Origin of the sequence: Paenibacillus filicis (assembly GCF_038070315.1) — a bacterium.
Taxonomy (GTDB): Bacteria; Bacillota; Bacilli; order Paenibacillales; family NBRC-103111; genus Paenibacillus_G; species Paenibacillus_G filicis.
The window spans coordinates 54,058-79,680 of the sequence record NZ_JBBPCC010000010.1 but is presented as its reverse complement, the minus strand read 5'-3'; the positions used below and the strand labels follow the sequence as shown (position 1 = coordinate 79,680).

The following is a 25,623-nucleotide window of genomic DNA, read 5'->3' as shown; positions in this document are numbered from 1 at the left end:
TTGGAGATCGATTATTCGATTTGAGGTACTGGATTCAAAAATCAAATACAAAGTCTCTTGAAGCAAGGACATTTGATTACAGACAAGAACGAGCAAGACTCGAACAAGCTGAGTATGATGAGGATGTAAGTGCTTGGTATTTACATTTTGCAAGGTTAAGGGATTCTCTGCTGCCTTCAAAAGCCAAAACAAATGCCATTGTAGAGCCATTTACACTAGATGATGATGAATATTTGGGTGAAGAAGTAACGGCATTATATGATGAAAATTCGCATATCTTCATGGTACAAAGAAACAAATTTAGTCTAGGTCATAGCGGGCTCGAAGAATACTTGAACTTAATATGGGATAACGAGGAAGAACAGATATTTCTTCGACCAATCTATGCTACGGATACGGTCAAGCGTGCGAGAGAGAGAGATACATACAGAAGAATCTCTGTGAGGTTTGCTGACCTCGATACTAAAGACTTCAAGGAAGAGAGCAAATCACCAATAAAACGGTTTGTAGATGAGCTGAAGAATTATGGTGCAGTTAACGGAGAGATTACCCTAACCATTGGATACAGCAGGGAAAAAGAACTCGATGCTCAAACAGTCGTTGACTCGATTGATGATTTGATTGATAACAGAGGTTTGGTGTCGAAGGTTGAAATATCTGCAAAAAATGAAGATACAGATATAGAAATAATTGATTTGTTTGATGAAGTTGCTCATAGTTATGGATACTTTGATATTCCAAAGAGAAGTACACTTGTACACGATGAACTATTTTATCAAATGGGAGAAATATACAAAGACTCTCGAATTAGAATTATCGGATACTTGAATTAGGAGGCGTAGAAATGGCCTCAGGTAAAAAAAGAAGCTTTGAATCTTTTTTTGATAATTATTATCCAGTAATTTTCTCCACGGCAATCATGGTTGGATTATGGTATGTTGGATTTGACGTGAGTGCTAATAATGTTGAGAAAGTATTAGATGCCTCCATAAACTTTTCGTCGATATTAATCGGTTTTATAGGCGTGATGTTGGGTTTATTAATTAGTATCAAAGATGCAGCCATCGTAACTCTAATCTTTAGTTCAGTTCAAAAAGATACAATATTCAAACATTTGAAGTATTCAATTTACACCGGTTTCCTTACTGTATTATCTGTCGCTGCATTGTATGTGCATATAAAGAATATTACGCTAACTTCGCACATACTATTTGAACTGTGGTTGTTCTTCGCATTAAATCTTATTATCTCATCGTACAGAATAATTGACCTTCTAATGTACATTTTGTCTAATAAAAAAATAAAGATTGAAAGACCGGTTGGTGAGGTTATGCCAAGTAACGATGTGGAAGAATTGAAGAAGCACACTGGTCGTAAGAGAAATAAATCTTGAGTATGCGGAGAGGGGTAATACCCTCTCCTTTATTGTTTCAACTTACATTGATCACTACTAAAATGTTTAGTTTACCCTATCAATAGATACGGTGAGCCGTATCACAAGTAAAGGTGAAAATTTGTTGGTGTGGAATGTTAATGGAGCAGGTGGAATAGTAATTAATACTCCTGAATTATTCAGGGCTTTATTTGTTATGTGATTAAACTCCATCACTGTTTTTCATAAGCTTAATAGTAGTAATTACTTTGTTTGAAGAGTGCTGCTGAAGTTTTAGGGGATAGAATGACTTAAACCCGTATCAACTGATACGGGTTTCTTCTGTTGAGCAGAATCAGTAAGAAAAATAAGAGGAAAAGTAGCAGGTGAAAAAAATTAGTGGGAAAGTTTAGGAGACGTTAAGTGGATTAAAGGCTCCCAGGTTAGGAAATATTAAATTGCCATACTTTCGCCCTGTTCCTAATCAGATAGTACTACGATAATGTGTATATGAAGTATTGTTTCACTTAGCTCGAGAAATTCATGATATCGCGCTTGCCTCTGTAGGGCTTAGGCGAAAACACAGGAGCGTTATTCGAAGAAGCGAAAATAACATCTATGCAACGAGTAGTCGCTCTCAGTTTGAGACTGTCAATTAAAAAGTGTAACCTTTGAAAGCAGAATCTAGCAAGCAGCGAGCCGCAGCTTGACCCGGAGCCTCTGGCGGGCCCGATGCACCCGCGATGGGCGAAGGGGCCTGTGGGCCTTTTTCGCTCCGGCGATCAGCCTATCAGGCCCGCCCCCTCCGCATCAAGCCGCTTAGCGCACCTGGACGCGCTCCGGATAAAATACCGTGAGCTGTAGCAGAATTTGACCCCAGTTCTGCACCCGTCCTGTCCATTTTCGTAGTACATCCATGGTCGCCAGGTACAATATCTTCAGCAGCGATTCGTCGGTCGGAAAGATGCTTTTGCCCTTGGTGACCTTTCGCAGCTGCCGATGGTAACCCTCGATCATGTTGGTCGTGTAGATGAGCTTGCGCAGCTCCGGCGGATAGGCAAAGAAGGTCGAGAGTTCCTCCCAATTCTGTCGCCACGACTTCACGAGCAACGGGTACTTCGTTCCCCATTCTTCCTCAAATCGATCCAGTTCCGCCCTCGCAGCTTCCTCCGTCGGTGCTTTGTAGATCGGCTTGAGATCAGCCGTGACTCGTTTCAGATCTTTGTAGAACACATAGCGCGTGGAACTGCGAATTTGGTGTATGATGCACTTTTGGATATCCGTTTTCGGAAAGCTGGCGCTAATCGCCTGGCTGAAGCCGGTCAGGTTGTCCACGCAGACGAGCAGGATGTCTTGGACGCCTCGGTTTTTGAGCTCATTCAAGACGCTTAGCCAGAACTTGGCCGATTCGTTCTCGCCAATCCAGATGCCCAGCACATCTTTGTTGCCATCCAGATCAACCCCAATGACCATGTAGGCCGCCTTGTTCACAATGGCCCCGTCCTGCTTGACTTTGAAGTGAATCGCATCGAGAAAGACGACCGCATAAACCGGCTGCAGTTGGCGGCTTTGCCATTCTTTGATCAGCGGTACGATTTTATTGGTTATATTGGATATGAGAGTTGGGGATACTTCAATCCCATAGAGGTTTTGTAGGTGATCCTGGATGTCACGGGTGCTGACACCTTTAGCGTACAGGGCGACGACCTGGTCTTCAATGCCGGTCACGTTGGTTTGGTTTTTCTTGATCACCACGGGATTAAACTCGCCCAGCCGGTCCCGCGGCACTTGAATCTCCATGTCACCATACTCGGTATGCACGGTCTTTTTCCCGTAGCCGTTACGGCTGTTCTTTGTGGCTTTATTCTGATCGTAGCGCGCATAGTCGAGCTGAGTATCGAGCTCAGCTTTCAGCGCTTCCTCCAGCACATCTTTGAACATGTCTTTCAGCGTCGATTGAATGTGTTCCACGGATTGGAACTTGTGTTCATCGACAAAAGCACGGATATCTCTTTTGGTCCAAAACTTTTCGGTCATCTTGGTTTCCTCCGAATCGAGTTTTCTATGATGTCAGTATGCCCAACTTTTCTCGATTTCAAAGGTTCCACGTTCTATTTTACAGACCAGTTCATCCTTGTTTGTTAAGTTTTTGTACGAGAGGCAGGAAAATTATGTCCACGATCTCGACAACGGCCTCATCGGTCAGCAGGGTGTGAGTCGTGAGCACTTCGAATCTTATCAGGTCAACAGGAAGGGTGATGACGCGATCCGGCAGTTCCTCAAGCTTCACCTCGCCTCGCCGCTCCGCGTTGAGCAGGATATTTTTCATGGCTATAGCGAGTATATCCTCTGATCTCGGAGGCAATGTCATCTTGGAATGAAGCTCGTCCCCGTGATATTCGACCATCAGTCCATGAATGGTCTCAGCCCCGATCATCTGCATAGGCTTAATAATTCTCTTCAGCAAGGTAAGCACATCTTCTCTCAGATTCCCTGTATCTGGAGCTTCAAGGGAAGGTGTGGGTGTATGTTTCTTAAGAGCTGCCACAATCAGCTCTGCCTTGCTTGGCCACCTTCTATAGACGGCATTCTTATTTGTCTTCGCCCGCGAGGCGACAGCTTCCATCGTCAATCGCGAATAGCCGGTCTCCCTCAATTCCTCCCAAGCGGCTGAAAGAAGGGCATTCTCCAGAACGTCCCCGCGCCGCCGCGACTTTGTCGTTTGTTGTTCTCCCTCATTATTCCCCTTGCGATCTTTCGATTGTTCCGCCATAACATATTCCTTCTTCCAAGCTGAATTTCGGTTCGGTCATCTGGGCTCCTGTAAATAGTATATTGCATTTTCACGCGAATGATAATATGATTATAATTAATTAAGGTACGGTACGTACTGTATCTTAATTAAAGACGAACGAAAGGTGGTAACAATGGCTAATACTCAAGTAAAGGCAATAAATCCTCAAAAAGAAAAAATAGACCCCGGAGTTTTGAAAATTGCACTTATTCTGGTGTTTGGTGCTATCGCATCTCAGTTGGATTCAACGATGGTCAATGTGGCGATTAATACGCTGGCAGTGACGCTTGTGGCCAGCATTCCATTTGCTTTCGCGTGGGTGGATACAAACCATTTCCTGCTGGGTGCGGCGCAGCTTGTGCGAGGTGCGGCGTTAAATGGTATTCTGATTCCGATTTTGGTTTCCTCGTATAAAGGATTACGGAAGGAGCAAATTCCACATGCAAGTATCTCGACACGCATCTTTCAGACGATCGGAGGCGCATTCGGCTCAGCCATCTTGGCGACCGTTATCGGTCAACAATTGAAGGAAGGAGCGGGAGCGAGCCTTTCTTCGCTAGCCCATGCCTATCAAACAGCTTTTTGGTGGTCGGTGGGTTTTGCGGCTATATCCTTTCTTCCCGCCATGTTCTTGTCTGGTCGAGAAAATAAGGTATGAACCGGGACCAGGCAATGAATAGTCGGGATGTATGGGAAGAAATAGTAAAGAGGGGCGCGAGCCCCTCTTTTGTGTTGAATGAATACTGCTAAATCGATGATTTTAATCCGTCAACTTAATGAGTTTTGTAAAGTAATTCAGTCCGTCCTCGTCAATATCACTTCTTCCATATGCATCTAAAAATAACTGCCTGTATCTATCAGCCTTCAAGTTATAATGTAGTGTCCATATTCCCCAATAAATATCGTAGTGTCTGTCGCCTACCCCACCATATCCCAAATCAATAAAACCTTTGAATGAAAAATTATCCATGATGATATTAGGTAAGCAGTAATCACCATGAATGACCACATTGTCTATAGCTGAATAGTTGTACTTCTTCATCATACTAAGGTCTATCCCCTTAGTTTGTGTTTCATGTAACAATTCATGAGTTCTATTGTCATATGGACAGCCCTCGGTAGGAAGTGAATGCAACATTCTTAGATATTCGCCGAATACACTTGCCAATTTACTAGGATTCTCAATGTGAAGGCCTGCTGTTCCGTCTTCACCACTTACCGCTTCTGTAAATAAATAATCATAATCTAATTCTGATTCATAGGCTATGGCTTTCGGTGCGAAGTTATGTTTATGTAAAAATTTTGTCATGTTGTATTCACGCTCAAGTGAACCTCGTTTGCTTATCTTTAGAAAAGCACGTTCTGCACCCGAAACAAAAAGTGTCTTTGCATGTTCGGAACAACTGCTATCATAAATGGTTGCCCCATTTACATACTGCCTGATGGCTAGTGGTAACGTCTCTATATCAAAGAAAACCTCCGTACGTTTCATGTTCTTACCCTCCCGTTCAATTTCCCTTAGTAAATTTTAACATAAAGTTCGGAGTGGTTTTTGTAAAAAATGATTTTAATCAAACATCCCTGCGATGTCCCGAATCCATGCTCGGCGGATATTTACATCGAAACAGTATTTAAGCGCAGCGGCTATTTCTTCCCTGTTCTTCCGCCCCAAGAGTTCTCCAATCCCGTTTTCCGTTAAGCTTTGCACAAATTATGTTCTGCTGTACCGTAGTAGTATTAATACCCGCATAAACAAGTATCTGTCTGCATCGAGCTGTACTCTGTATGATGTGTTAAGGATCTTTTTTTTCAAAAAAAAACGTAAATCTGCTATATGACATTCCCGAATAAGAAAGGTGGAGACTGACTTGAAAAAAAGAACGCTTGGAAACAGTAAACTGGAGGTGTCTGCCTTAGGGCTCGGATGTATGGGCATGTCTGACCTCTATGCAGGGCGGGATGAGGCGGAGTCGATCCGTACTCTTCACCGAGCATTGGAGCTTGGTATCACTCTGCTTGATACGGCTGATATCTATGGCTTGGGAGAAAACGAAGAGCTTCTCGGGCGTGCTCTGAAAGGCCGCAGAGACGGTGTCGTCTTAGCGACAAAGTTCGGCGGTGTCATTGGGGAAGACGGATCCTTCAGCGTAAGTGGTCGTCCTGAATATGTGAAGGCAGCATGTGAAGCCAGTCTAAAACGTCTCGATGTCGATCATATTGATCTCTACTATCAGCATCGAGTCGATCCCGATACTCCAATTGAAGAAACTGTAGGAGCAATGGCAGAGCTTGTTAAGGAAGGAAAGGTCCGATACATTGGGCTGTCAGAAGCATCCGCAGACCTTATTCGCCGTGGACATGCAGTTTATCCTATAACAGCACTACAGACTGAATATTCTTTATGGGATCGTGATGTCGAGGATTCTATTCTGCCGACATGTCGTGAGCTAGGCATCGGCTTCGTGCCGTATAGTCCACTCGGCCGTGGATTTCTAACAGGGCAGATTCAGCGCTACGAGGATCTCGAGCCAGATGACTACCGTCGTACTTCTCCAAGATTCCAAGGAGATAACTTCCAAAAAAATCTTGATCTTGTTGCCAAAATTAAAGAGCTTGCGGCAGAGAAAGACTGTAAGCCATCCCAGCTAGCCTTAGCATGGCTGCTCGCTCAAAGCGATAATATCGTGCCAATCCCAGGAACAAAACGTACTATTTACCTTGAAGAAAATCTTGGCGCATTGGACGTTGAACTGACAAAACAAGACCTAGCACAAATCGATGCTATTGCCCCGCAAGGCGTTGTCTTCGGTTCTCGCTACTAAGTAAAACATATATAAAGGAGCAATCTCATTTCATTTCTTAATGCGATGAGGCTGCTCCTTTTGCTTTTTGAAAAAACATTCGTTTATACTACTAGCATCCTTCGATAAGATGCAGAAATGCATTCTATTACGAAAATGATTACGTACTGAAGGGCTGGTGGCTTTTAAAATGAATCATGAGAAGCAACGTTATAAAGAGCTTGGGGATTTTCTTAAAACACGTCGAGCTAAAATATCCCCAACACTGGCCGGGTTGCCCGCAGGACTACGCCGCCGAACACCAGGTCTGCGACGAGAAGAGGTTGCTGCTCTGGCGGGCATAGGCGTAACCTGGTACACCTGGCTTGAGCAAGGACGTCCGATTCAGGTTTCTACACAAATTCTAGAGAGCCTTTCTCGAGTGTTTAGACTCAATCGCGTAGAGATTGTGCATATGTATACCCTCGCCCAGCATGTCCCTCCTTCATATCTCCCTAGCTATAATGAAGTCAACCCGATGCATCAGCATGTGCTGGACGAACTGGTGGAATCGCCGTCCCTGATTGTGGACAATCGCTGGAATGTCATCGCCTGGAATCGGGCAGCTGAGCTTGTGTTCTATGATTTCAACCGATTAGATTGCAGCAACCGCAACATGATGCGAATCATGTTCACAGATCCGAACTTTGCACGTCTCTTCCCTGATTGGGAAACTAGCGCACAGTCGATGATCGGGAAGTTCAGGGCAGATTGCAGTCCATACATTGAAGAACCTTGGCTTACGGAATTTGTGCAGGAGCTTCGAGCATCCAGCAAGGAATTCGATCAATGGTGGCCTATGCATCAGCTCAATAAAGACCGAGACACTTACAGATTACTCAATCATCCCGTGCTTGGACCGCTGAGCTTTGAGTTAACCAGCTTTCTAGTATCCGAAGACAACAACCTGAAGATGTATATCAACACACCGGCGAACGGTACGGATACTCGCCATAAGCTGCGATTGTTGCTAGAAGCAGAGCCTAAACAGTAAGCCTGCTTTTGTGTATCAATCCTAATATGGCAATGGCATCTATCAACACAAACAGCTGACGATGCAGAATGTAATAATACCATACAAATAAGGCCGGTAGCCGATTGGAAGATCGGGAACTACCAGCCTGCTGACCGAGTGCACCTAGTCAGGACTTCTGGCCGACGTGTTGGCTGCGAGAAGAGGAGAGCGCTCGTCGACCGAACGGATGAATCAGCCGATTGGTTGTGACACGCTTTCGGCGCTATCGCGTCGCTTTTCACGGCGGAGGATGATCGGAACCGTGATTGCTGCAGCGATCGCCAACAACGGAGCTAGTACACCAGCGATGGGAAACGATGACGAGCCATTTGTAGTGAAGATGCTAAAGTCCCAGAGTCCGTGCAGGAGCATAGCGAACACGAGCGATCCGGTAGACCGCCGGACAAGGTAGAAGATCGAACCGAGGCCGAAAGTGCTCATTAACTGGAGCAGGGCAGCACTCGCCCCGACGCCCAGGAAGAAGTTCGGCAGGTGGAAGGCTGAGAACATCGCTGTTGAGAGCAGCCAAACCCCGGTTTCGCCGAATCGGCTGCGCAGAGCGACTATCAACTGACCTCGGTGGACCGTTTCCTCATTGAGGCCGACCAGGATGCAGCTGATGATAAGATACAGCCACATGAGAGGTGTGATATGGGTGAAATCGGCGATCAGCATGTTCACGATCGCAATGACCATCATGATGATCGGGAGAATCATCGTCCATCGAGAAAGACGCCGCTTTTCAACCAGGCTGGGGCGCCACCATCCATAGATCGTGACCATTGTGATGGTCAGCACGGCACCGCCGGATATCGGTGCTACGGCCCAGAGAAGAAGGGTCTGCTCATTCTCTGCTATTCGCATGTAGTCGACGCCGTTGAGCACGAAGATCGCGTAGAAGACTGCGATGTAGTGGAAATATGTGAGAACACCCCACCGTACGCGGGGACGAACTCGAAGACCGGGATCCAAAGATTCTTGTAGCACGTCCCTATTGATTGACATCATAAACACTCCCACTATAATATTTTACCAAATACTAACCTGGAGCAATGTACATCGCATCGCCGCCACGAGAGATTTCGTGCGCAATAACTGCGCCTATACCGCCATGGTCATTCCATCCAGTTTTTTAATCGCTTCTTTCTGGGTTGCCGCAGATAGCCAGTTAAAAAACAGGGCTAACCTCACGCTTAGCCCTGCAGTGTTAGGAATGATGATCTAAAACCTACTGTTTGTCTACCTTGAAGCCTGCCTTCTCCAGCAAGGTAACAAGACCGAAGTCACCCGCATAATGAGAAGCTCCAACTGCAATCATATACGTTTCTTTGTTATTACTGTTCAGAAAGCCTTTAATCTTCTCAGCCATTGCTGCATTGCGGTCAATCTGCATACCTTTGAAATAGTCATCATCCCATTGAAGCGTTTTGACCATATCAAGCAAGGCTTTATCATCGCCATCTTTCCATATTCTCAGAATTTCATCCATCGACATTTCCGCAGCAGAAGGGGGCAAAGTACTTGGATCCAACGTTTGAAGTAGCAGTTTTTCCTGTAAAGAGTCGGCAAAGTTGTTGAAAACCTCGAACTGGGACTCAAACGTTTCCAGTCCAACAATTGGCTTTTTCGCTTGGATGGCTTTCCCCATCAAATACATGTCAATCCCCATACCCTCGTTTAATTCTTGTTTTGCCGCTAGAATGTTCCCCATCTGTTGCTGAGCATACCACGCCTTGATGTTATCGAAGCTATTCTCCGGTAGCCCATTTTCTTTCAGGAATGCTGTAACTTTGTTATAGGTTGGTGCAGAGATATGATCCTTCAATGTGGTTCCGTCTTTATAGGTGCTCACATCGGTTATCAATTTAGTTAATTCGTCGGGAACGACCTTTGCAAAGTCGATCTCTACGCCCAAGTAGTCAGCAGCATTGAACGCATCCTCAATCTCATGACGCAGCGGGTATATAGTCTTGTCGACTGTGTGGATTGTACCAAGCAAATACACGGTGTTGCCTTTATTCTCTACCTTCCACAGAAAGCCTTTGCTTCCCTCGGATTGCTGTCCAGAATTAAGGGTAACCTGGCGCATCGTTGGATTCCAGTCCACTTGATAGCCTACCGTTTCAGCGACAAAGCGGACCGGCACATACGTGACATTCTGGATGAGCTTTGGCTCTACTTCCAGCGTGACTGCCTTGCCGTTTGCAGTTGCACTCGTACTACCCATCTTCAGAGACAAGGAGAGTCCTTCTTTCGAACCGCTGACGGTACCGGTCGGTTCATCCCATTCCACTTGGACACCCAGCTTCTCCAGAAGGGGACGCATCGGGACAAGCGTCACCCCGTTTTCGATGAACGGTACGGAATTGCTGAACTCGATTTGCTCTCCATTTAGCCCTACAGATATGGATGTTTCCGATGCGTGAACGGAAGAGAATGCAGAAGTAAGCAAGAATAGGGAAAGTAATACAGCGCTAATTTTTTTCATGAATAAATAACTCCTTCTAGTTGGAATAATAAAAAGCGGATTTGAGTCATTAGAATTTTTTAACTAACCTTTTTATACCTAGATTTATCTCTGTAGACGACCTCGAGCATACCTTGACGGACAACTTCGTTATGGGGGGACTTTACCTATTCATCCCCCTTCTCCTCCCACATAAGACGGAACAGATGCCATATCGCTTCAGAGAAGTAATTCATAAGTCCCGGCTCGAAGCTCGGGAAGAGCTGCGGGTCCATCTCCCTTAGCACTGTTCCCGTGTCGCTAGTCCCCAGTTCCTGCAGCGATTGTCCAAGCAGCTGCTCGTAAAGCAGCTTTAGAGCAAGCGCAAGCTCCTGTACATGTGGATGTTCCGGAGGCAGCTCTTGCTTGTACATGGCGAGCAGATCATTGAACGCTATCATGAACTCACGTTCTACCTGAATTCGTTCATCCGAGCTTGATTCACTCATTAATATGGATTGTACGACTGGATCCGGCAAACGCTCGGAGAGCCACTGCTTCTGCTCCTCCTCATGCTGAATGGAACGAATCATCTGCATAATAATTTCTGGTTCAATCGTATCGTTATCATCAATGATCGCGATTGCCCGTTCAACCGTATCCACTATGCGCTGGGTATGCTGCTGCTTCTTCAGTAGCAACTCATATTGCAGCTTCAGAGAAGCATTAAAATCTTTGCCGTCCTGCTCCAAATACTCGCTGATTTCATCCAGGGAGTATTCTAGATATTTTAAGGTCAATATTTGATGGAGTCGGAACAGATCATCATCGGAATAGCTACGGTATCCCTTTTCATTGTAGCTGTTTGGTTTGAGCAATCCCTTGCTATCATAATAGTGTAGCGTACGCTTAGTCGTTGAGGTCAGTTTAGCGAATGAACCAGCGGTATAATACCTCTTCTTTATCTTTCTCAACTCCTTCCTAGGGCTAGTATAGGGTATAACGCAACGTTACACTCAAGCATTTTTTGGGTCTAATCAAAAAAAGGCCAACCAGAAGTAAGTTTCTGGCTGACCTCAATAATAAGCATTCGACCACGTTGCATGCTTCTTTCAGGTGACCGTACGCTCCCTGTCCATAACATTGGCAGGGCTAGCCGATGCTGATCTTCTCCCAGGTGCCCGACTTCACGCTACGGAGAATAGCATCATTAATCGTCATCACCTGGTAGCCTTCCCGGAAGGTCGCGACGGAATCGGATAGCGGCTCCCCATTCACGATGGCCTGGTAGTAGTGATGCATCATATTTTTCAAGCTGTCCGTCCAGCCTTCCTCATGCCCGCCGGGGTAATGCATGAATGGTAGCGCTTCCTTCTTGAGCTGCTTCGGATCTCTCAGTACGGTCTCGCCGGGTTTGTCCCGGTACCCCATCAGCAGCTTGAATGGCTCCTCCTGCTTCCACGAACCGGAGGCCTGGCTGCCGTCGAGATTCAGCTCCAGCGCATTTTTCTTGCCGGCCGATACTTGGGACACTGTCAGCACGCCTCTCGCTCCGTTCTCGAACTTGACGAGCACCGAGCAGTAATCCTCCGTCGTCATGTTGACGAGCTCCATGTCCCCGTCCGTCCCGGACTGGAACGATTCTCTGGAGCCAACGGCCTTGTAACGCTGTGGAATAACAATCGAGATATCCGCGAATACTTCCGCGATGCGTAAGCCCGTCACATATTGAACGAGGTCGAACAGATGGGAGCCGATATCGCTGATGGCTCTCGTCTCCCCGCCATATTCGGGCTCCATTCTCCAGTTATAATCGGTATTGTAAAGCAGCCAATCCTGCAGATAGCTGCCCCGGATCGTATGCAGCTCGCCCAGGTCCTGATCCTTCACCATGGACTTCAGATGCTGAACCATCGGGAACTGCCGGTAGTTAAAGTTAATGCCTGTCACCAGTGACCGCCCGGCCGCCAGCTCGTACAGCTCCTTGGCCTCTGAGGCGCGCAGGGTGAGCGGCTTCTCCGACAGCAGATGCTTGCCGTGCAGCAGCGCTTGCTTATTGATTTCAAAGTGAAGATGATTGGGCGTACAGTTATGAATGACTTCAATCTCAGGATCCTTCAACAAATCCTCAACATTCCCGTAAGCCTTGGGGATTTTCAGCACACGGGCGTATTCATCCGCTTTGTCCTGACCATTCTGCCCGACCGCTACAATATCCACATAGCCTAATCTACGGATGGCCTCGATATGAGCCTTGCCGATAAAACCGGCTCCGATAATGGCTGCCTTGATCTTCCGCATACGCATCTCCCCTTTATTTCCACTATAACAAACATACTTTTAACTTTCAATGATAAAAGTATGTTTGTTATAGTGATTAGTTGCAAGGATGAAATCTAACAAAAAAAGCAGCTGACCGGCACCCTGTGCGCGTTCAGCCACTTCTTGTGATGAATATGCGGTTAGTTGAGATAACTGTCGATATCTTCGTTGGTCGCTTCCAGGATCAATTGATCGATGGTCATATAAGCGCCGCCGACCAGTCCGGCCTGCTTCCCAAGAATCGATTTATTGATCATGAGATTGCGCGTGGCCAGCGGCATCGACCGCTGATACACGCCTTGCCGGATGGCAGCCAGGAACATATCACCGAATTCCGACAGCTTCCCGCCGATACTTATCAGCGACGGGTTGGCGAAGTTGACGATCGAAGCGATGACCCTACCGATCGTAGCCCCGCTCTGCCGGATGAGTTCCACCGTCACCGGGTCCAGCTTGAGCAGCCCTTCCTCCAGATCGTGGATAGTCAGCTGTCCATTTCTCTCCAGCACGCTGGATAAATACTCGCTTTTCCCCGCCAGTGCCTGCTGCCGGGCATGATCGACGACGGCGCGGCCTCCGGCATTCGCTTCCAGGCAGCCTTGATTCCCACACCAGCAGACGACGTCATTGCCGACGTCGAAGTGTCCAATATCTCCCGCGCTGCCGGTGGAGCCCCGGTACAGCTTGCCGTCATAGATGACCCCGGAGCCGATACCTGTGCCGATCTTGATATAGATCAGATTGTCCACCCCGACATTCAACCCTTTGGCATGCTCGCCGAGCGCCATATTATTGACATCATTATCCACATAGCAAGGGCATTCATAGTGTCTCGCCCAAAACTCCCGGATCGGATACTGGTCCCAGCCCGGCATAATCGGAGGCGCTATCGGCGTTCCCAGCTGAAAATCGACCGGTCCCGGGATGCCGATCCCGATCCCCTTCACCTGCTTCGGATCGATGCTGTTGTCTCGAAGCAATTCCTCCACGAATTGGCTAACATGGGGAAGCACTGCATCCGGGCCCTCATTAATATCATTAAAGGATGATTGTGAGATGAGAATATTGCAGGCAAAGTCCGTTATCGCCACCTGCGTAAAGGAAGTCCCCAGCTCGATGGATACTATCCAGCCATAATCCTTGTTGATCGTATATTGCTTGGGCTTCCTCCCTCCGCTGGAGTTGCCCACATGGGAGACGACCACGAGCTGCTGCTGCATCAGCCGGTCGATATGCACAGAGACCGCGGATAGTGAAACCCCCAGCTCGCTGGCGATCTCCGCCTTGGACGGCGGAAGCTTGGCCTTCCTTATTAATTGAAGAACACGCGCTGTCATCGAAAGCACGGTTATTTCACCACTTTCATTATTCATGCACTAAATAGCCGGTACAAATAATGAAAATCATATACGCTATCCGCGTAAAAATCAAGCCGTACGCGCGTTCATGCCGCTTTATTGCAGCAGCTTGCTAGGCACGACGCCAAACTTCTTCTTGAAGCAGCGACTGAAGTAATAGGGATCTGCATAGCCGACCTTCTGCGACACATCGACGACCTTGAACGATACGGAGCCGTCCGGCGTGAGGTCTCTGAGCATCTCCCAAGCCTTATCCAGCCGGACATCCGTCAAATATTCGATGAAGGTTTTGCCAGTTTCCTTCTTGAAGATATGGCTGAGATAGCTCGGGTTCACGGATAACTCCCGTGCGGTCTGCTGTAAGGTGATCCATTCCTGCGCATATTCCCGCTCGATATAGGCCGTCGCCTTGCCAACAATGTCCGAGCCCCGGCGCTTGGGCGATGGATCGTTCATCTCCTGAAACACCACTTCGTTGAAAAACAGATGCAGCCACTGCTGCATGCTGGATATCGTCTCCAGGCTGTAGATCTGGCCGAATAGCTTGTGCCGGTCCGTCATCCATCCGACGGGCAGCGTGCCGCCCTGCTCCAGAATCGCCGTGCTTCCGAGCGACACGCATTCCATCAGCACGAACAAGGCGATTTCCTTGCCTGCCCGGTTGTGGACGAGCTTCGCGCAGATGTCATCCACCTTGGCGAGGACGGCCTCTGCATTCCGCTGGCGGATAACCGCCAGCCACTCCACCCGGTTCAGCGGCGTGGAGAATACCGCATCCTCGGCGTCGATATGCTCCTGTACAAAGGCGATGACGCGATTGTCGCCATTGCTGAATTTCTGCTTGAGCGCATACAGGCTTTCCGAGTACGACAGATGTACCTGATCCAGGCTTTCGTAGATTTGGCCGAAGGTCAAGGTCGTGCGGAGCTTCATCCGATGATCGATGAATGTCCGGGCATGCTCGCAAAGCCCATACAGCGCGGAGTCCGTCATCTCCGGAAATCCCGCTAGCACGACGACCAGTTGATCCTCACCGTCGATCACCTCGCAGTGAGCGCCCGCTCCCTCCAGCGTCTCCTGCAGCACATTCTTCACGGCGAACCGCCACAGCTGCCGCTCTTCTTCCTTGTGGAACCGCTCGCTGAGCCGGTCGATCTCGGCCACGACGACGACATACGCCGCGTTGAGCGGCAGATTGTAGTACTCGGCCTGGCCGTCCAGCACGTCCTGCTTGACCGATTGCTCATGCATAAGCAGCTGGCGCACGAATTGCTGCTTGATCAGCGGCTTGGCTCGCTCCGCCTGCTCCTTCAGCTGCTCGAAGTAATCGGTGTTTTCCGCTTCCCGGTCCAGCTCCAGACGGATTTCCTGCAGCGCCTTGATCAGCTCATCCTCGTCCACCGGCTTCAATAAATAATAGGAAGCGCCCAGACTGATCGCCGTCCGCGCATACTCGAAGATATCGTAGCTGGTGATAAAAATAATCTTGGCCTGAATATGGGACGACCTTAATTCCTCCACGAAGTCGAGGCCCGTCATCCCCGGCATATTGATATCGACGATAATCAAGTCATATTGCCCGCTGCGGGCGAGCTCCAAAGCCGTGGCCCCGTCCTCCGCTTCCTGATCAATCACAAAGCCGTACTGCGGCCAATCGATAAAGTTGGTCAGCAGCTTACGAAAATAATATTCGTCATCCACAATCATGACACGATAGCTCTCAGAGGTCATGGACCTTCCCCTTCCTTTCCGCAGCAGCAACAGCAGTTGCTTGTCTGTCATACACGAGCGGTATGCGGAGGCGCACTTCCACACCCTGATTCACCACCGAAGTAAGCGTCAGACCATAATCCGGTCCGTAACGCAGCTGGATGCGCTCCTGAATATTGCGGATGCCGAAGCTCGACAGATCCGGGTGGTGGCTCTCCTCCCGCTGCCAGATCCCCTGGAGCTGCTCCTCATTCATCCCCTTGCCGTTATCCTTCACGATAAAGCACAGCACATCCCGATCCGGACTTCGCTCGATAAAGCCGGATATCTCACACAAAGCGTCCTCACGCTTTTCCCGCAAGCCATGATTGATTGAATTCTCCACCAGCGGCTGCAGCAGCATATTCGGAATCCGGCAATCACCGATCTCCTCGTCAAACTTAATGCGGTAATCGATATGCCCGTAACGGATTTTCTGGATATACAGATAGCTCTCCAGATGCTTCTTCTCCTGGCCCGCGGGAATCAGCTCCTGTCCCCGGTTGAGCGACGTCCGGTAGAAATCGCCCAGCGATTTCACCACCTTGCTGATATCATGCGCCTTGCTCATCAGCGCCATGGACCGGATTGTCTCCAGCGTATTGTATAGAAAATGCGGCTTGATCTGCGAATACATCAGCCTCAGCTCCAGGATGCGCTTCTGCTTCTCCTCGAGATTGACCGTATCCACCAGCCGCTGGATTTCGCTAACCATGTCATTGAACTTGTAAGCGAGCTGGCCCACCTCATCCTGCGAGGAGATCGGCGACCGCGTATCCAGCTTGCCGTCGCCGACGGCCATCATCGCCCGGCTCAGCCGGATAATCGGCCTCGTAATCCAATTGGAGAAGACGATCGAGAGCACCAGCGCCAGCAACAGACCCAGAATGCCGTAGCCGATGATGAACAGATTGATCTGCCACTGATCCTTCATCAACTCCTTGCTCGGCACCTCATAGACGACCCGCCAGCCATTCCTGTCGAGTGCTTTGGAGGAGATAATCGTTTCCTTGCCGTCGTTCAACAGATGCGAGGTCAGCCCGTCGTCCGCAAGAATCGCATTCAGCTTCTGCTGCTCTAGCGATGACTTCAGCAGATGAGGCTCATTGGAGGACAGAATTTTTCCACTGGCATTCGTGATCATCAGCTTGCTGTGGATCCCTTCCTCGTCATGGCCGTACAGCTTGGCCAACCGGTTTTCATTGATATTGATATAGATGTAGCCAAGCGGCATCCCGTTGCTGATGTTGATGATGCGACGGCCGACGGAGAGCAGGCTGCTGTGCTGCCCGTTGACCAAGAAGGGGCTCTCGAAGGTTTCGATCCATACCGCCGACCCCTTCGCCTCGGTCAGTTGGTCCTTCGGATAGACGGACAGATTTTTTTCCGACAGGTTGGTGATATTGTTTGTGTAATACGTCTTATTCCCCTGGACGGACTGAATCACGACGGAATCGATATACGGACTGGATTCGAGCAGCGAGGTAAGCCCCACATACATCAGCTGCGTATCCTCGAGATCCTGGCCTTCCCGTTCCCCTTCATTCAGCACCGACTGATACGACTTGTTGATCATCGCAAGCTTGGAGAAATTCTCGATATTATTGAATAACGTGTTGATGCTGTTCGCGATCAGCTCGATCTTGTGGTCCGAGCTGCGGAGCGTCCGCTCCATGACCTGCTTGTAGGTCATGTTGTACAGCGTAATGGTCAGCAGCAGAATGCTGGGTAAAATAATCAGCAGATTGATAATCTGGAGCTTCTTGCGAATCGTCAGATTGTGAACGGATCTGAGCTTGTTGATAAGTTCCCCTCCCTCTGCCGATGTGTGCATAAATCAAAGAGGAGCCGGGCATGCCGCTCCTCTTGGTATCTCGTTCCCGTTATGGTCACGCTGGATGAACTACTTCAGAATCGAACCCGCTGTGAAGCTCTTCTCCATCTGCTCACTGAAGTAAATGTAGATCAGGATCAGAGGAATCGTGGAGATCAGCATCGCCGCACATAACGGTCCCCACTCCACACTATACTCCCCGCTGAAATTCATGAGTCCGAGCGGAAGCGTACGAAGGGAGGATTTCTGGATAAAGGTGGCTGCCATCAGCAGCTCGTTCCACACATGGAGGAACGTAAAGATGCCGACTGAAGCAAGCGCAGGTCTCAGCAGCGGTACGATGACCTGGAAGAAGGAGCGGATAATGCCGTAGCCGTCGATAAACGCGGCCTCCTCCAGCTCCTTAGGCAAGCCCCGCAGAAAGCTCGACAGAATAAATATCCCAATCGGGATGCTTGTCGTGATGTACGGCAGGATGATCGCCAATTGTGTCTTCAGCAGCCCGAGATTTTTCAGTAGTAAGAAAAGCGGTACCAGCGTGGCATGAATCGGAACCATAACCCCAGCCAGTAAGATCAGCAGCAATACATTGTTATACTTGAATCTGAGCCGAGTCAGGCCGTAGGCCATCATCGAGCTGAGCAAGAGGACAAAAAATACAGTGACGACGCCTACGATCACACTGTTGACGAAGTTATCGCCGACCTGGCCTTGAACCCAGGCGGACGCATAGTTGGAGAACAGCCATTCCTTGGGCAGGCTGAAGATGCTGCCTACCTGAATTTCGGAGTTATTTTTAAATGAAATCAACACTAGCCAAGCGAGTGGAACCAGTTGTATGACTGCGATCACAAGCATGATGCCATATACGATATACGAAGTCAGCTTGGTTGCGCTTCTGTTTTTACTCATCATATTGTATCACTTCCTCCTACAATCGCGCGACACTTCTGGCAAATAGTTTATTGATGATCCAGGCAATACCCATACATTGGATGACCAGGAATACCGCTAACGCGCTTCCGTAACCAAAGTTCATTTTCAGGAAGGCTTCCTGGAACATACGCAGTGCGATGACCGTCGTGCTGTTGTCCGGTCCGCCGCCCGTCATCACGTAGACCTGCTCGAATACCTTGAGCGAGCCGACTACCGCGAGCACGACATCGACCTTCAATACGTCCGCCAGCAAGGGGATCGTCACGTGCCAGATGACCCGCAGGCCGGAAGCCCCGTCGAGCTTGGCTGCCTCATAGATCTGCTCGGGAATGCTCTGGATGCCTGCATACATGATCAGCATATGGTAGCCGATATGATGCCAGACGAGGACGAATGCGACGGCGAAGAGCGCGGTCTTGCTGTCTCCCAGCCATAGCTGCGCCCAGGATTCCAGGCCGATCGAACGCAGGATACTGTTGATCAGACCGATGGTCGGATCGAACATCTTGCCCCACATCAGACTCACCATCGTGGTAGACATGATGACCGGGAAGAAATAAATGTTGCGGAACCACTTGCTGCCCTTGACCTTTCTCGAGACGAGCAAGGCTAGGATGAACGCAGCCGGCAGCTGGAAGAGCAAGGCGAAGAACACGAACACCAAGCCATTGACGAAGGCCGTCTTAAAGTTCGGATCGTCGGTAAACATCTTCACATAATTGTCCAGCCCAATGAATCTCATGGAGGTGACTCCATCCCAGTTATGCAGGCTGTAGTACACCGTTTGGGCTACTGGATAAATAAAAAATACGGTGAATAACAGCATCCCGGGCAGCAAAAACAAACTCAGCACCCAGCGGTTCGATAAAGCTTTCTCCATGTAATCTCCTCCCTAACCCTCTGACCCAAAGGAAAGAGGCACTTACACACGAGGTATATGTGCCTCTCTCGCTTCATTTATTTATTTTTTTCTCATGATCTGTTCCATCTTCTGGGTAAAGTCGGCCGCGGAGAGCGTGCCGGTGTACAGCTTCTGGTTCAGGTCGCGGTATTCATCGCCTACGGCCGCAGCTACCGTATCGTACCAATACGTCTGGATGAACTTGTAGCCTTTGAAGTCCTCGAGGTATTGGGCATAGGCTTCATTCACCTTCTGGGTCGGCTTCACGTCCGTGTTGGCGAACGAAGGCTGGCCGGATTTGACGAGCTCGTCGTTGATCATCAAGGAATAGCGGATCGCGAACTCTTTGGCTTTCTGCTGCTGCTTGGATTGAACATTGACGAAAATCCCGTATGGAGCGTTGTTTCGGTCACCGGTGTTAGACAGGAACGGATCCTTGGCCGCTCCGGTTTGCGGGAACTTCACATAGCCGAGGTTATCTCCGAGCGCTGGAATCGCCTTGGCGAATACCCACGAGCCGTTCATCACCATCAGCGCTTTACCGCTGTAGAACATCTCACGCGCCTCGAGGTCGCTATTGCCGAGGAAGCCCGGCTGGAACGCCTTCTCCTTGGCCAGCTGGATCACTTTCTCCGCCGCATCGACGAATGGCTTATCCGTGAACTTACCTTCGCCCTTCTGTGCTTTGGCGTAAGCTTCCTGATCTTCACGCAGCACGAGCGTGTTGTAGAGCAAGTCCCCCGGCCAGCGGTCCTTGCCGCCCAGCGCGATCGGAATGACGTTCTTGGCGTTCGCCGCTTTGATGACATTCAGCAGCTCATCCCAGGTCTTGGGAGGCTGGAGCCCCAGGTCGGCCATCAGCTTCTTATTATAGACCAGCACTTCGGACTGCTCCGGACGGTAAGGCAACGAATAAATATTGCCGTCGGCTTCCTTGATCAACCGGCCGTCCAGGAACTTGGATTCCAGTCCCGTCGATTTCAGCGCATCGTTCAGAGGGGCGGCCATCTTGGAGTTCAGGATCAGGTCGCGCTCGGAGCGGCCGTTGTATTGTCCGAAGATATCCGGCAGCTCGTTGGCTGCCACCGCTACCTTGATCTTCGTTTTGTACGTTTCCGGGTTGATGAACTCGTAGTTGAGCTTGACGTTCATTTCCTTGGCGACGGCTTCCGCCGCCGGCTTGATATAATCGGTCGTATCGAACATCCAGAGTGTCAGCGCGCCGCCCTCTTGGGTCTGCTTCTGTCCGCCCTCTGCCGCCGGATTGGCACCGTTGCTGCCACAAGCCGAGAATACGAGTGCACTGCTGCTGATCAATAACGGCAGCACGATTTTCTTTTTATGTTTCATATGGAGATCCCCCTACTTGAGTTGATGTCAGGTTTGTTTGGCTACAGTTCAAATTATAAGGACCGCTTTCCTTAAAATGAATGGAATATTTTTGGGCCGACTCGTAAATATTTTGTTCCTGCCCGTTCCATCTATGCGAAAAAACCAAGAGCAGGCCGCCGGGGCGGTCTACTCTTGGTTCTCGGGTTATGCTGGAGGCGTCCTGTTTTACTTGCTCATCCAGACACGGTCTCCGGAGTCTGTCGTTATGATAAGGCTGCGGTTATCCGTCATGGGGAAGGAGTTATAAGACCAAAACCGGTTCTCGCTGCCTTGAACGAAAAAGCTCCGGTGTGAATCAGGAATAGTAGTGAACCCTTTCTTAGCCGCAATATCTAGTGGGATACGGTTCAGGAATAATAGTCCGTTGCCTCTCGCACGGCCGGGAGCGTTGTAAAACTCCATCAGATCCATCGTTTTGTCCAGTACCTTCATCGTTGTTTCCTTGAAGATCAGATAGATTCCTTCCGTATGTCCATTCATCCAGGGCTCGCCTCCATCCATAAAGAAGGAAGCGTACACGCCCTTCGGACTTTCCCCTGCTGGCACTTCTACGAAGATCATTCGGTGCAGGGTCAGGACCGCCAAGTCTCCCGCCGTGATCGGGCGATCGGTGATGTTGGCAAAGCTGGTATAGGGCACCAGCTCGTCATCCACTTTAAGATGGATATACCGGTGCTGGAAGTACAGCTTCACGTCTTCGATGGACATGTCCTTGGGATGGCCCGGCCCGAGATACATCGATTCCCGCTGCTGTTCCCCCTCCAGCACAGCCTCCTTGATCGTTGTCTTCAAGTCTTTCAGCGGGACAAAGCGGGGCTGCTCCGGATGATCATCCGAATAAAAATAAATACCCGTATCCGGATTGTCCAAATAAGGCTTCAATGAATCGAAGTCGCTTTTCCTCGTCAGGCCGATGCCCATCATCTTGATGTATTCCGGTAGGTACACGCCTTGCTCGTCAGTGGTTGATTTCTTCAGATATCGGTACGGCGTCAAGCTAATTGCATTCGTCCCGGTCAGACCGACCTCACGCAGCTCGTTCAGCGCCTGATAATCCTCCGCCCTGCTGCCTTCCACACGCGCATAGCGGAGAAGAATAGCAGCCAGCTCGGCTCTGGTAGCCGTGCCGTTCGGACGGAAAGACCCGTCGTCGAAGCCATCGATCAAGCCGGCTCCCTTGGCGACCGCTAGGTAAGGAATCTGTTCAGGCTCGACCCCGCCTTTGTAGATTTCGGGCGTAGGCAGCAGTGTATGTACCGTGTCCTGAAGCGCCTGCCTGAACCCCGTATCGGCTTGCGCCAGGCCCGTCGCCATCCACTTCATGATTTCAAAGCGTGAGACGGGAGCGTCCGGCTGAAAGCCCTGTGGATAATCCGCGCTCGAGATGAACCCTAGCCCAGCCAGCTTGCTGACCTCGTTGCGGCTCCAATGCTTGTCCAGCCCGGGGAAAGGGTCGGACGCCTTGTCCGGCCCTTTCAGCCGGGTGACACGACTGAGCATGCCGGCCGCTTCCGCTCGGGTAACTTCATGGTCGGGCCTAAAGGTCCCATCCTCATAGCCTTGAATAAAGTGTTGGGCTATCGCTGTTTCCACCACACTCCCGGCCCAATGGCCGGTTAAATCGGTGAACGAGTCTGCTCTTGCATCAGCCGGTGCAATGAGGATCGCGGCTAGAGCGAGCAGCATCAGTCCTGACGCAAATCGTTGGTAATTGATCCATTTCTTAATCTTCGTTTGTTGTTCATTCATAGCTACACGCTTCCTCTGATCCATAATATTCTATGAGTTCCATCCAAGTCAGATTAGGAAATCCGGAACACAGCATGGTAACGATACCCTATTTTCTTCCTCTGGTAAATGGCTTGCCCCGATTTGTGCGCATAAGTTCACAGATCTTGTCGCGCTGGCCGAACAAGATCAATACGTGGCGTGTTTTTTGGGGGAAATGAATAGAACCAAGAACAACCCGCTGGGGCGGGCCGCTCTTGGTTCTCCGTTCAAGCCTGCTTTTCAATTCAAGCGACTGATATCTGTAGGCTGCTCCCGGATCAGAGAGGCTACAATCTCATCCATCTGACTGCCTCCGTCCCGGCTGAACTCCACGAGATAGCAAACCTCGTTCTCTTTCCAGAAATAGCTGTAGACATCGGGTTCAGTCGAACCGCTAAGCGCCTCATCGATCTTGTACGGCTCCGTCCGGTAGACCTCCTGTCCAGCCAATGAAACGGCATTCACCTTCACCTGGAAGGGCTGTCCGTCGATCCGCTGGAAGGCAACGTGACCGCTGCTGCGGATTTCCTCGAAGATGCCGTTATTCTGAATTTGCCGGAAGCTGAAGCTTTGTACGCCTTCTTGGCTCTCCACAATACGACTGTATCTAATCGACAGCACCTTTCTCTGGTAATCCTCATCGTCCTTCGGATGACGGAAGTTCACCATCTTGGTACCCATGGCGCTCGCCGCCTGGAACTGCCCCTGTACACGCAGCGGAAACTTGGGGGCAATGCCCATCGAAGCGCTGGCTCGCTGGATATCATCAGTATCGTACATCGGCGCGACGAGCAGCGTGTCGCTCACATACGCCTCGCCCATCGGCAGACTCGGCGTCTTCATGGACGCGACCAACCGGAGAACATCGGCTTCGGTTATATCGCCCGGACCGACTTGGTACCGGACTCCAGCCTCCTGCCACAGGTAGTACCGCTTCTCGGCCTTCCCAAAGGTAACTTTGATCAATAGCCCGTTCAAGCCGTTTGGATTCCAGGACTCCTTCGTAAGGGTGACCGATCTCGGGATGTCCTTCGCGAAGCGCTGCTCCTCCTGCTCAATACGGGCATAAGCAGCCTCCAGCCCCTCACCGTCGTCGACAGCATAAAACGCAAATCTCCCCGTGCTTTTATTTCCCTTACCTTGATTGAAGTCGATTCGGACTTCACGCCAATACCCATCCTGCGAGTCACGCTTTAGCCCGACCTCTCGCAGCTTATAACGCTCCGGGAGCTCGTAGGGGACTTTGAAGCTGAAGCCGGCGACCAGCACCGCTTTATCCAGATTATCATATTTCCGTGACTTCTCATTATCAAACAACAGCTTGTTGTCCGATGCCGACGTTCCGCCCGCGTAGCTATCCGGCACACTTCGCTTAACCGGATCGGCCGCCTTGGTTAGTGTCGCCGCGCTTAGAGCGAGCATCCCGACTATAGCCAATAGCGATAATTTGTAAGACCCTTTCTTAAATCCATGAATCATCCGAATTCGCTCCTTAATCTGGCGGTAATGGTTCGACCCGAAGAAATGAAGCACATGCGGACGGCTGCGCTCGGCGGAATGACTCTTTAATATCTCGATCATCGTCATACCATACGGCACCGCCTCGTTCTCCCCCAGCGTCTCTAAGACACAAGCATCGCAAGCCAGCTCCCGGTCCTCCTTCATCCGCTTGACGCACAGCCAGACCAGCGGGTTCATCCAGTGGATTGCAAGCGCCAGCCCTCCAAGCAAGTTCCAGAGGGCGTCCCATCGTCTGACATGAGCCAGCTCGTGGGAGACGATGTGGGCTAGCCTTTCCTGGCTGAGCTCTCGGTTCAAACTCTCGGGAATATAGATTTTCGGACGAATAAGCCCGAATAAGAACGGACTCGCCGAAGCATCCTCTCCCGTATAGACGGGAACCCGCCTGCGCAGATGAAGACTTCTCCGGCTTTCCTCTACGATGGAGAGCAGCCTCGGGTCGGTGACTTGTCTGAACATACGGAAGCTCTTGCCGATCCTGTACATACGCACTATCATAACCAACGTCAGGGCAACAGCTCCGGCGAGCCAGATCAACGCTGCGCTCTTGAGGAGGACGCCTTCTTCCTTCCCAGCAGGGACTGCCGGATTCGGCCCCTCCTCCAGCGTCACACCTTGCTCTCCCAGATTGGCGTAGAGATAACGGACATCTGTCGGGACCTCCAAGTCGACGGAGCCGGGCGGGGCCTCCTGCCGGGAAGAGCCTGAGGTCAGGGAGTGCATAGAGGCCAGCAGGCTCTTCACAGGATGGTCCATCTGCAGCACTTGAAACAGGCTGACCGGACTGGCCGGAACGGCCGGCAGCAGCAGTCTCGCCAGCACGATCAGCCACAGCGCGTGCCGCAGCCGGGGGCTGATGCGAGAGCCGAATAGCTTGGCGATCACCATGACCAGCAGCGCAACTGCACTGGCTGCCAGCGTCGTCTGCAGGAACCATCGGAATGCGATCTCAATCATATCCATCGTATACCTCTTGGAGATAAGCCTCCCGCTTCCTTAGGCTGCGGATGCCTATCCCTTCTTTTGTTTGTCTTTCAGCATCTGCTGAAGCTGTTCGATTTCTTGTTCGGACAGATCGGTATGCTCCAAGAAGTTCGTAACCATCAGGTTGGCCGCTCCGCCAAATACACGCTTGATAAAGGAACTGCTCTCGGCCTTTACACATTCCTGTTCCGATACGAGCGGATAATAGCTGTAGCTGCGTCCCGTCCGCTCGAACCCGATCGCCTGCTTCTTCACCAATCGGTTGATAAAGGTTCGAACTGTCTGGTCGCTCCATTCGTGCTCAGCAGGAATCTCGGCCACGATCTGTTCAGCCGTAACCGGATGCTGCCTCCAGATTACCTTCATGATCTCCCACTCCGATTCCGATA

20 protein-coding genes and 1 pseudogene are annotated in these 25,623 nt (G+C 50.1%); 5 read left to right on the top strand and 16 right to left on the bottom strand.

Annotation, left to right across the window (positions count from 1 at the left end):
• Nucleotides 1-11 precede the first annotated feature (11 nt).
• Together WMW72_RS16390 and WMW72_RS16385 are read left to right on the top strand one after the other, a co-directional pair.
• A pseudogene (locus tag WMW72_RS16390) lies at nucleotides 12-833 on the top strand (DUF6731 family protein); the annotation flags it as partial.
• Nucleotides 834-844: 11 nt separating this feature from the next.
• The gene (locus WMW72_RS16385) at nucleotides 845-1,393 is read left to right on the top strand and encodes a hypothetical protein (RefSeq protein ID WP_341416595.1); all 549 of its coding nucleotides are present in this window, start codon (nucleotides 845-847) and stop codon (nucleotides 1,391-1,393) included.
• A gap of 798 nt (nucleotides 1,394-2,191) precedes the next feature.
• Here WMW72_RS16385 and WMW72_RS16380 read toward each other — a convergent pair.
• Both WMW72_RS16380 and WMW72_RS16375 read right to left on the bottom strand, forming a co-directional pair.
• Nucleotides 2,192-3,409, bottom strand: coding sequence for an IS256 family transposase (locus WMW72_RS16380; protein WP_341416594.1), 1,218 nt, complete (start codon nucleotides 3,407-3,409; stop codon nucleotides 2,192-2,194).
• Nucleotides 3,410-3,500: 91 nt separating this feature from the next.
• On the bottom strand, nucleotides 3,501-4,145 hold the full coding sequence (locus WMW72_RS16375) for a TetR/AcrR family transcriptional regulator (protein ID WP_341416593.1): 645 nt from the start codon (nucleotides 4,143-4,145) through the stop codon (nucleotides 3,501-3,503).
• Nucleotides 4,146-4,299: 154 nt separating this feature from the next.
• Between WMW72_RS16375 and WMW72_RS16370 the strand changes: the two genes are divergently transcribed.
• Nucleotides 4,300-4,824 (top strand): MFS transporter, encoded by a 525-nt coding sequence (locus WMW72_RS16370; protein WP_341416592.1) that lies wholly within the window; start codon nucleotides 4,300-4,302, stop codon nucleotides 4,822-4,824.
• Nucleotides 4,825-4,926: 102 nt separating this feature from the next.
• On the opposite strand, the gene WMW72_RS16365 is transcribed toward WMW72_RS16370, so the two are convergent.
• Nucleotides 4,927-5,658 carry an aminoglycoside 3'-phosphotransferase gene (locus WMW72_RS16365; RefSeq protein ID WP_341416591.1) on the bottom strand — a complete coding sequence of 244 codons (732 nt, stop codon included), beginning with the start codon at nucleotides 5,656-5,658 and terminating at the stop codon, nucleotides 4,927-4,929.
• 376 nt (nucleotides 5,659-6,034) lie between these two features.
• Between WMW72_RS16365 and WMW72_RS16360 the strand changes: the two genes are divergently transcribed.
• Together WMW72_RS16360 and WMW72_RS16355 are read left to right on the top strand one after the other, a co-directional pair.
• Nucleotides 6,035-6,988 carry an aldo/keto reductase gene (locus tag WMW72_RS16360; protein ID WP_341416590.1) on the top strand — a complete coding sequence of 318 codons (954 nt, stop codon included), beginning with the start codon at nucleotides 6,035-6,037 and terminating at the stop codon, nucleotides 6,986-6,988.
• Nucleotides 6,989-7,157: 169 nt separating this feature from the next.
• On the top strand, nucleotides 7,158-8,000 hold the full coding sequence (locus tag WMW72_RS16355; protein ID WP_341416589.1) for a helix-turn-helix transcriptional regulator: 843 nt from the start codon (nucleotides 7,158-7,160) through the stop codon (nucleotides 7,998-8,000).
• Nucleotides 8,001-8,213: 213 nt separating this feature from the next.
• Here WMW72_RS16355 and WMW72_RS16350 read toward each other — a convergent pair whose 3' ends face one another.
• From WMW72_RS16350 to WMW72_RS16290, 13 genes are all read right to left on the bottom strand, one after another.
• On the bottom strand, nucleotides 8,214-9,029 hold the full coding sequence (locus WMW72_RS16350; RefSeq protein ID WP_341416588.1) for a CPBP family intramembrane glutamic endopeptidase: 816 nt from the start codon (nucleotides 9,027-9,029) through the stop codon (nucleotides 8,214-8,216).
• Nucleotides 9,030-9,249: 220 nt separating this feature from the next.
• A complete protein-coding gene (locus WMW72_RS16345) occupies nucleotides 9,250-10,509 on the bottom strand; it encodes a TraB/GumN family protein (RefSeq protein ID WP_341416586.1) in 1,260 nt (419 codons plus the stop codon).
• A gap of 146 nt (nucleotides 10,510-10,655) precedes the next feature.
• Nucleotides 10,656-11,441, bottom strand: coding sequence for a MerR family transcriptional regulator (locus WMW72_RS16340; RefSeq protein WP_341416585.1), 786 nt, complete (start codon nucleotides 11,439-11,441; stop codon nucleotides 10,656-10,658).
• Between the two features lie 178 nt (nucleotides 11,442-11,619).
• Complete coding sequence (locus WMW72_RS16335) at nucleotides 11,620-12,768, bottom strand: Gfo/Idh/MocA family protein (protein WP_341416583.1); 1,149 nt, start codon at nucleotides 12,766-12,768, stop codon at nucleotides 11,620-11,622.
• Between the two features lie 161 nt (nucleotides 12,769-12,929).
• The gene (locus WMW72_RS16330) at nucleotides 12,930-14,126 is read right to left on the bottom strand and encodes an ROK family transcriptional regulator (protein ID WP_341416582.1); all 1,197 of its coding nucleotides are present in this window, start codon (nucleotides 14,124-14,126) and stop codon (nucleotides 12,930-12,932) included.
• A gap of 117 nt (nucleotides 14,127-14,243) precedes the next feature.
• The gene (locus WMW72_RS16325; RefSeq protein WP_341416581.1) at nucleotides 14,244-15,929 is read right to left on the bottom strand and encodes a response regulator; all 1,686 of its coding nucleotides are present in this window, start codon (nucleotides 15,927-15,929) and stop codon (nucleotides 14,244-14,246) included.
• On the bottom strand, nucleotides 15,868-17,730 hold the full coding sequence (locus WMW72_RS16320) for a sensor histidine kinase (protein ID WP_341416579.1): 1,863 nt from the start codon (nucleotides 17,728-17,730) through the stop codon (nucleotides 15,868-15,870). The genes WMW72_RS16325 and WMW72_RS16320 overlap by 62 nt, the downstream gene beginning before the upstream one ends.
• Before the next feature lie 69 nt (nucleotides 17,731-17,799).
• Nucleotides 17,800-18,645, bottom strand: a complete 846-nt coding sequence (locus WMW72_RS16315) for a carbohydrate ABC transporter permease (protein WP_341416578.1) — start codon at nucleotides 18,643-18,645, stop codon at nucleotides 17,800-17,802.
• 16 nt (nucleotides 18,646-18,661) lie between these two features.
• Nucleotides 18,662-19,546 carry a carbohydrate ABC transporter permease gene (locus WMW72_RS16310; RefSeq protein WP_341416577.1) on the bottom strand — a complete coding sequence of 295 codons (885 nt, stop codon included), beginning with the start codon at nucleotides 19,544-19,546 and terminating at the stop codon, nucleotides 18,662-18,664.
• Between the two features lie 81 nt (nucleotides 19,547-19,627).
• Nucleotides 19,628-20,917, bottom strand: a complete 1,290-nt coding sequence (locus WMW72_RS16305; protein ID WP_341416576.1) for an extracellular solute-binding protein — start codon at nucleotides 20,915-20,917, stop codon at nucleotides 19,628-19,630.
• Nucleotides 20,918-21,124: 207 nt separating this feature from the next.
• Entirely contained in the window at nucleotides 21,125-22,708 is a 1,584-nt protein-coding gene (locus WMW72_RS16300) for an S-layer homology domain-containing protein (protein ID WP_341416575.1), read from the bottom strand.
• 261 nt (nucleotides 22,709-22,969) lie between these two features.
• Nucleotides 22,970-25,213: a M56 family metallopeptidase gene (locus tag WMW72_RS16295; RefSeq protein ID WP_341416574.1), complete on the bottom strand. Its 2,244-nt coding sequence runs from the start codon at nucleotides 25,211-25,213 to the stop codon at nucleotides 22,970-22,972.
• A gap of 48 nt (nucleotides 25,214-25,261) precedes the next feature.
• Nucleotides 25,262-25,600, bottom strand: a complete 339-nt coding sequence (locus WMW72_RS16290) for a BlaI/MecI/CopY family transcriptional regulator (RefSeq protein ID WP_341416573.1) — start codon at nucleotides 25,598-25,600, stop codon at nucleotides 25,262-25,264.
• Nucleotides 25,601-25,623 lie beyond the last annotated feature (23 nt).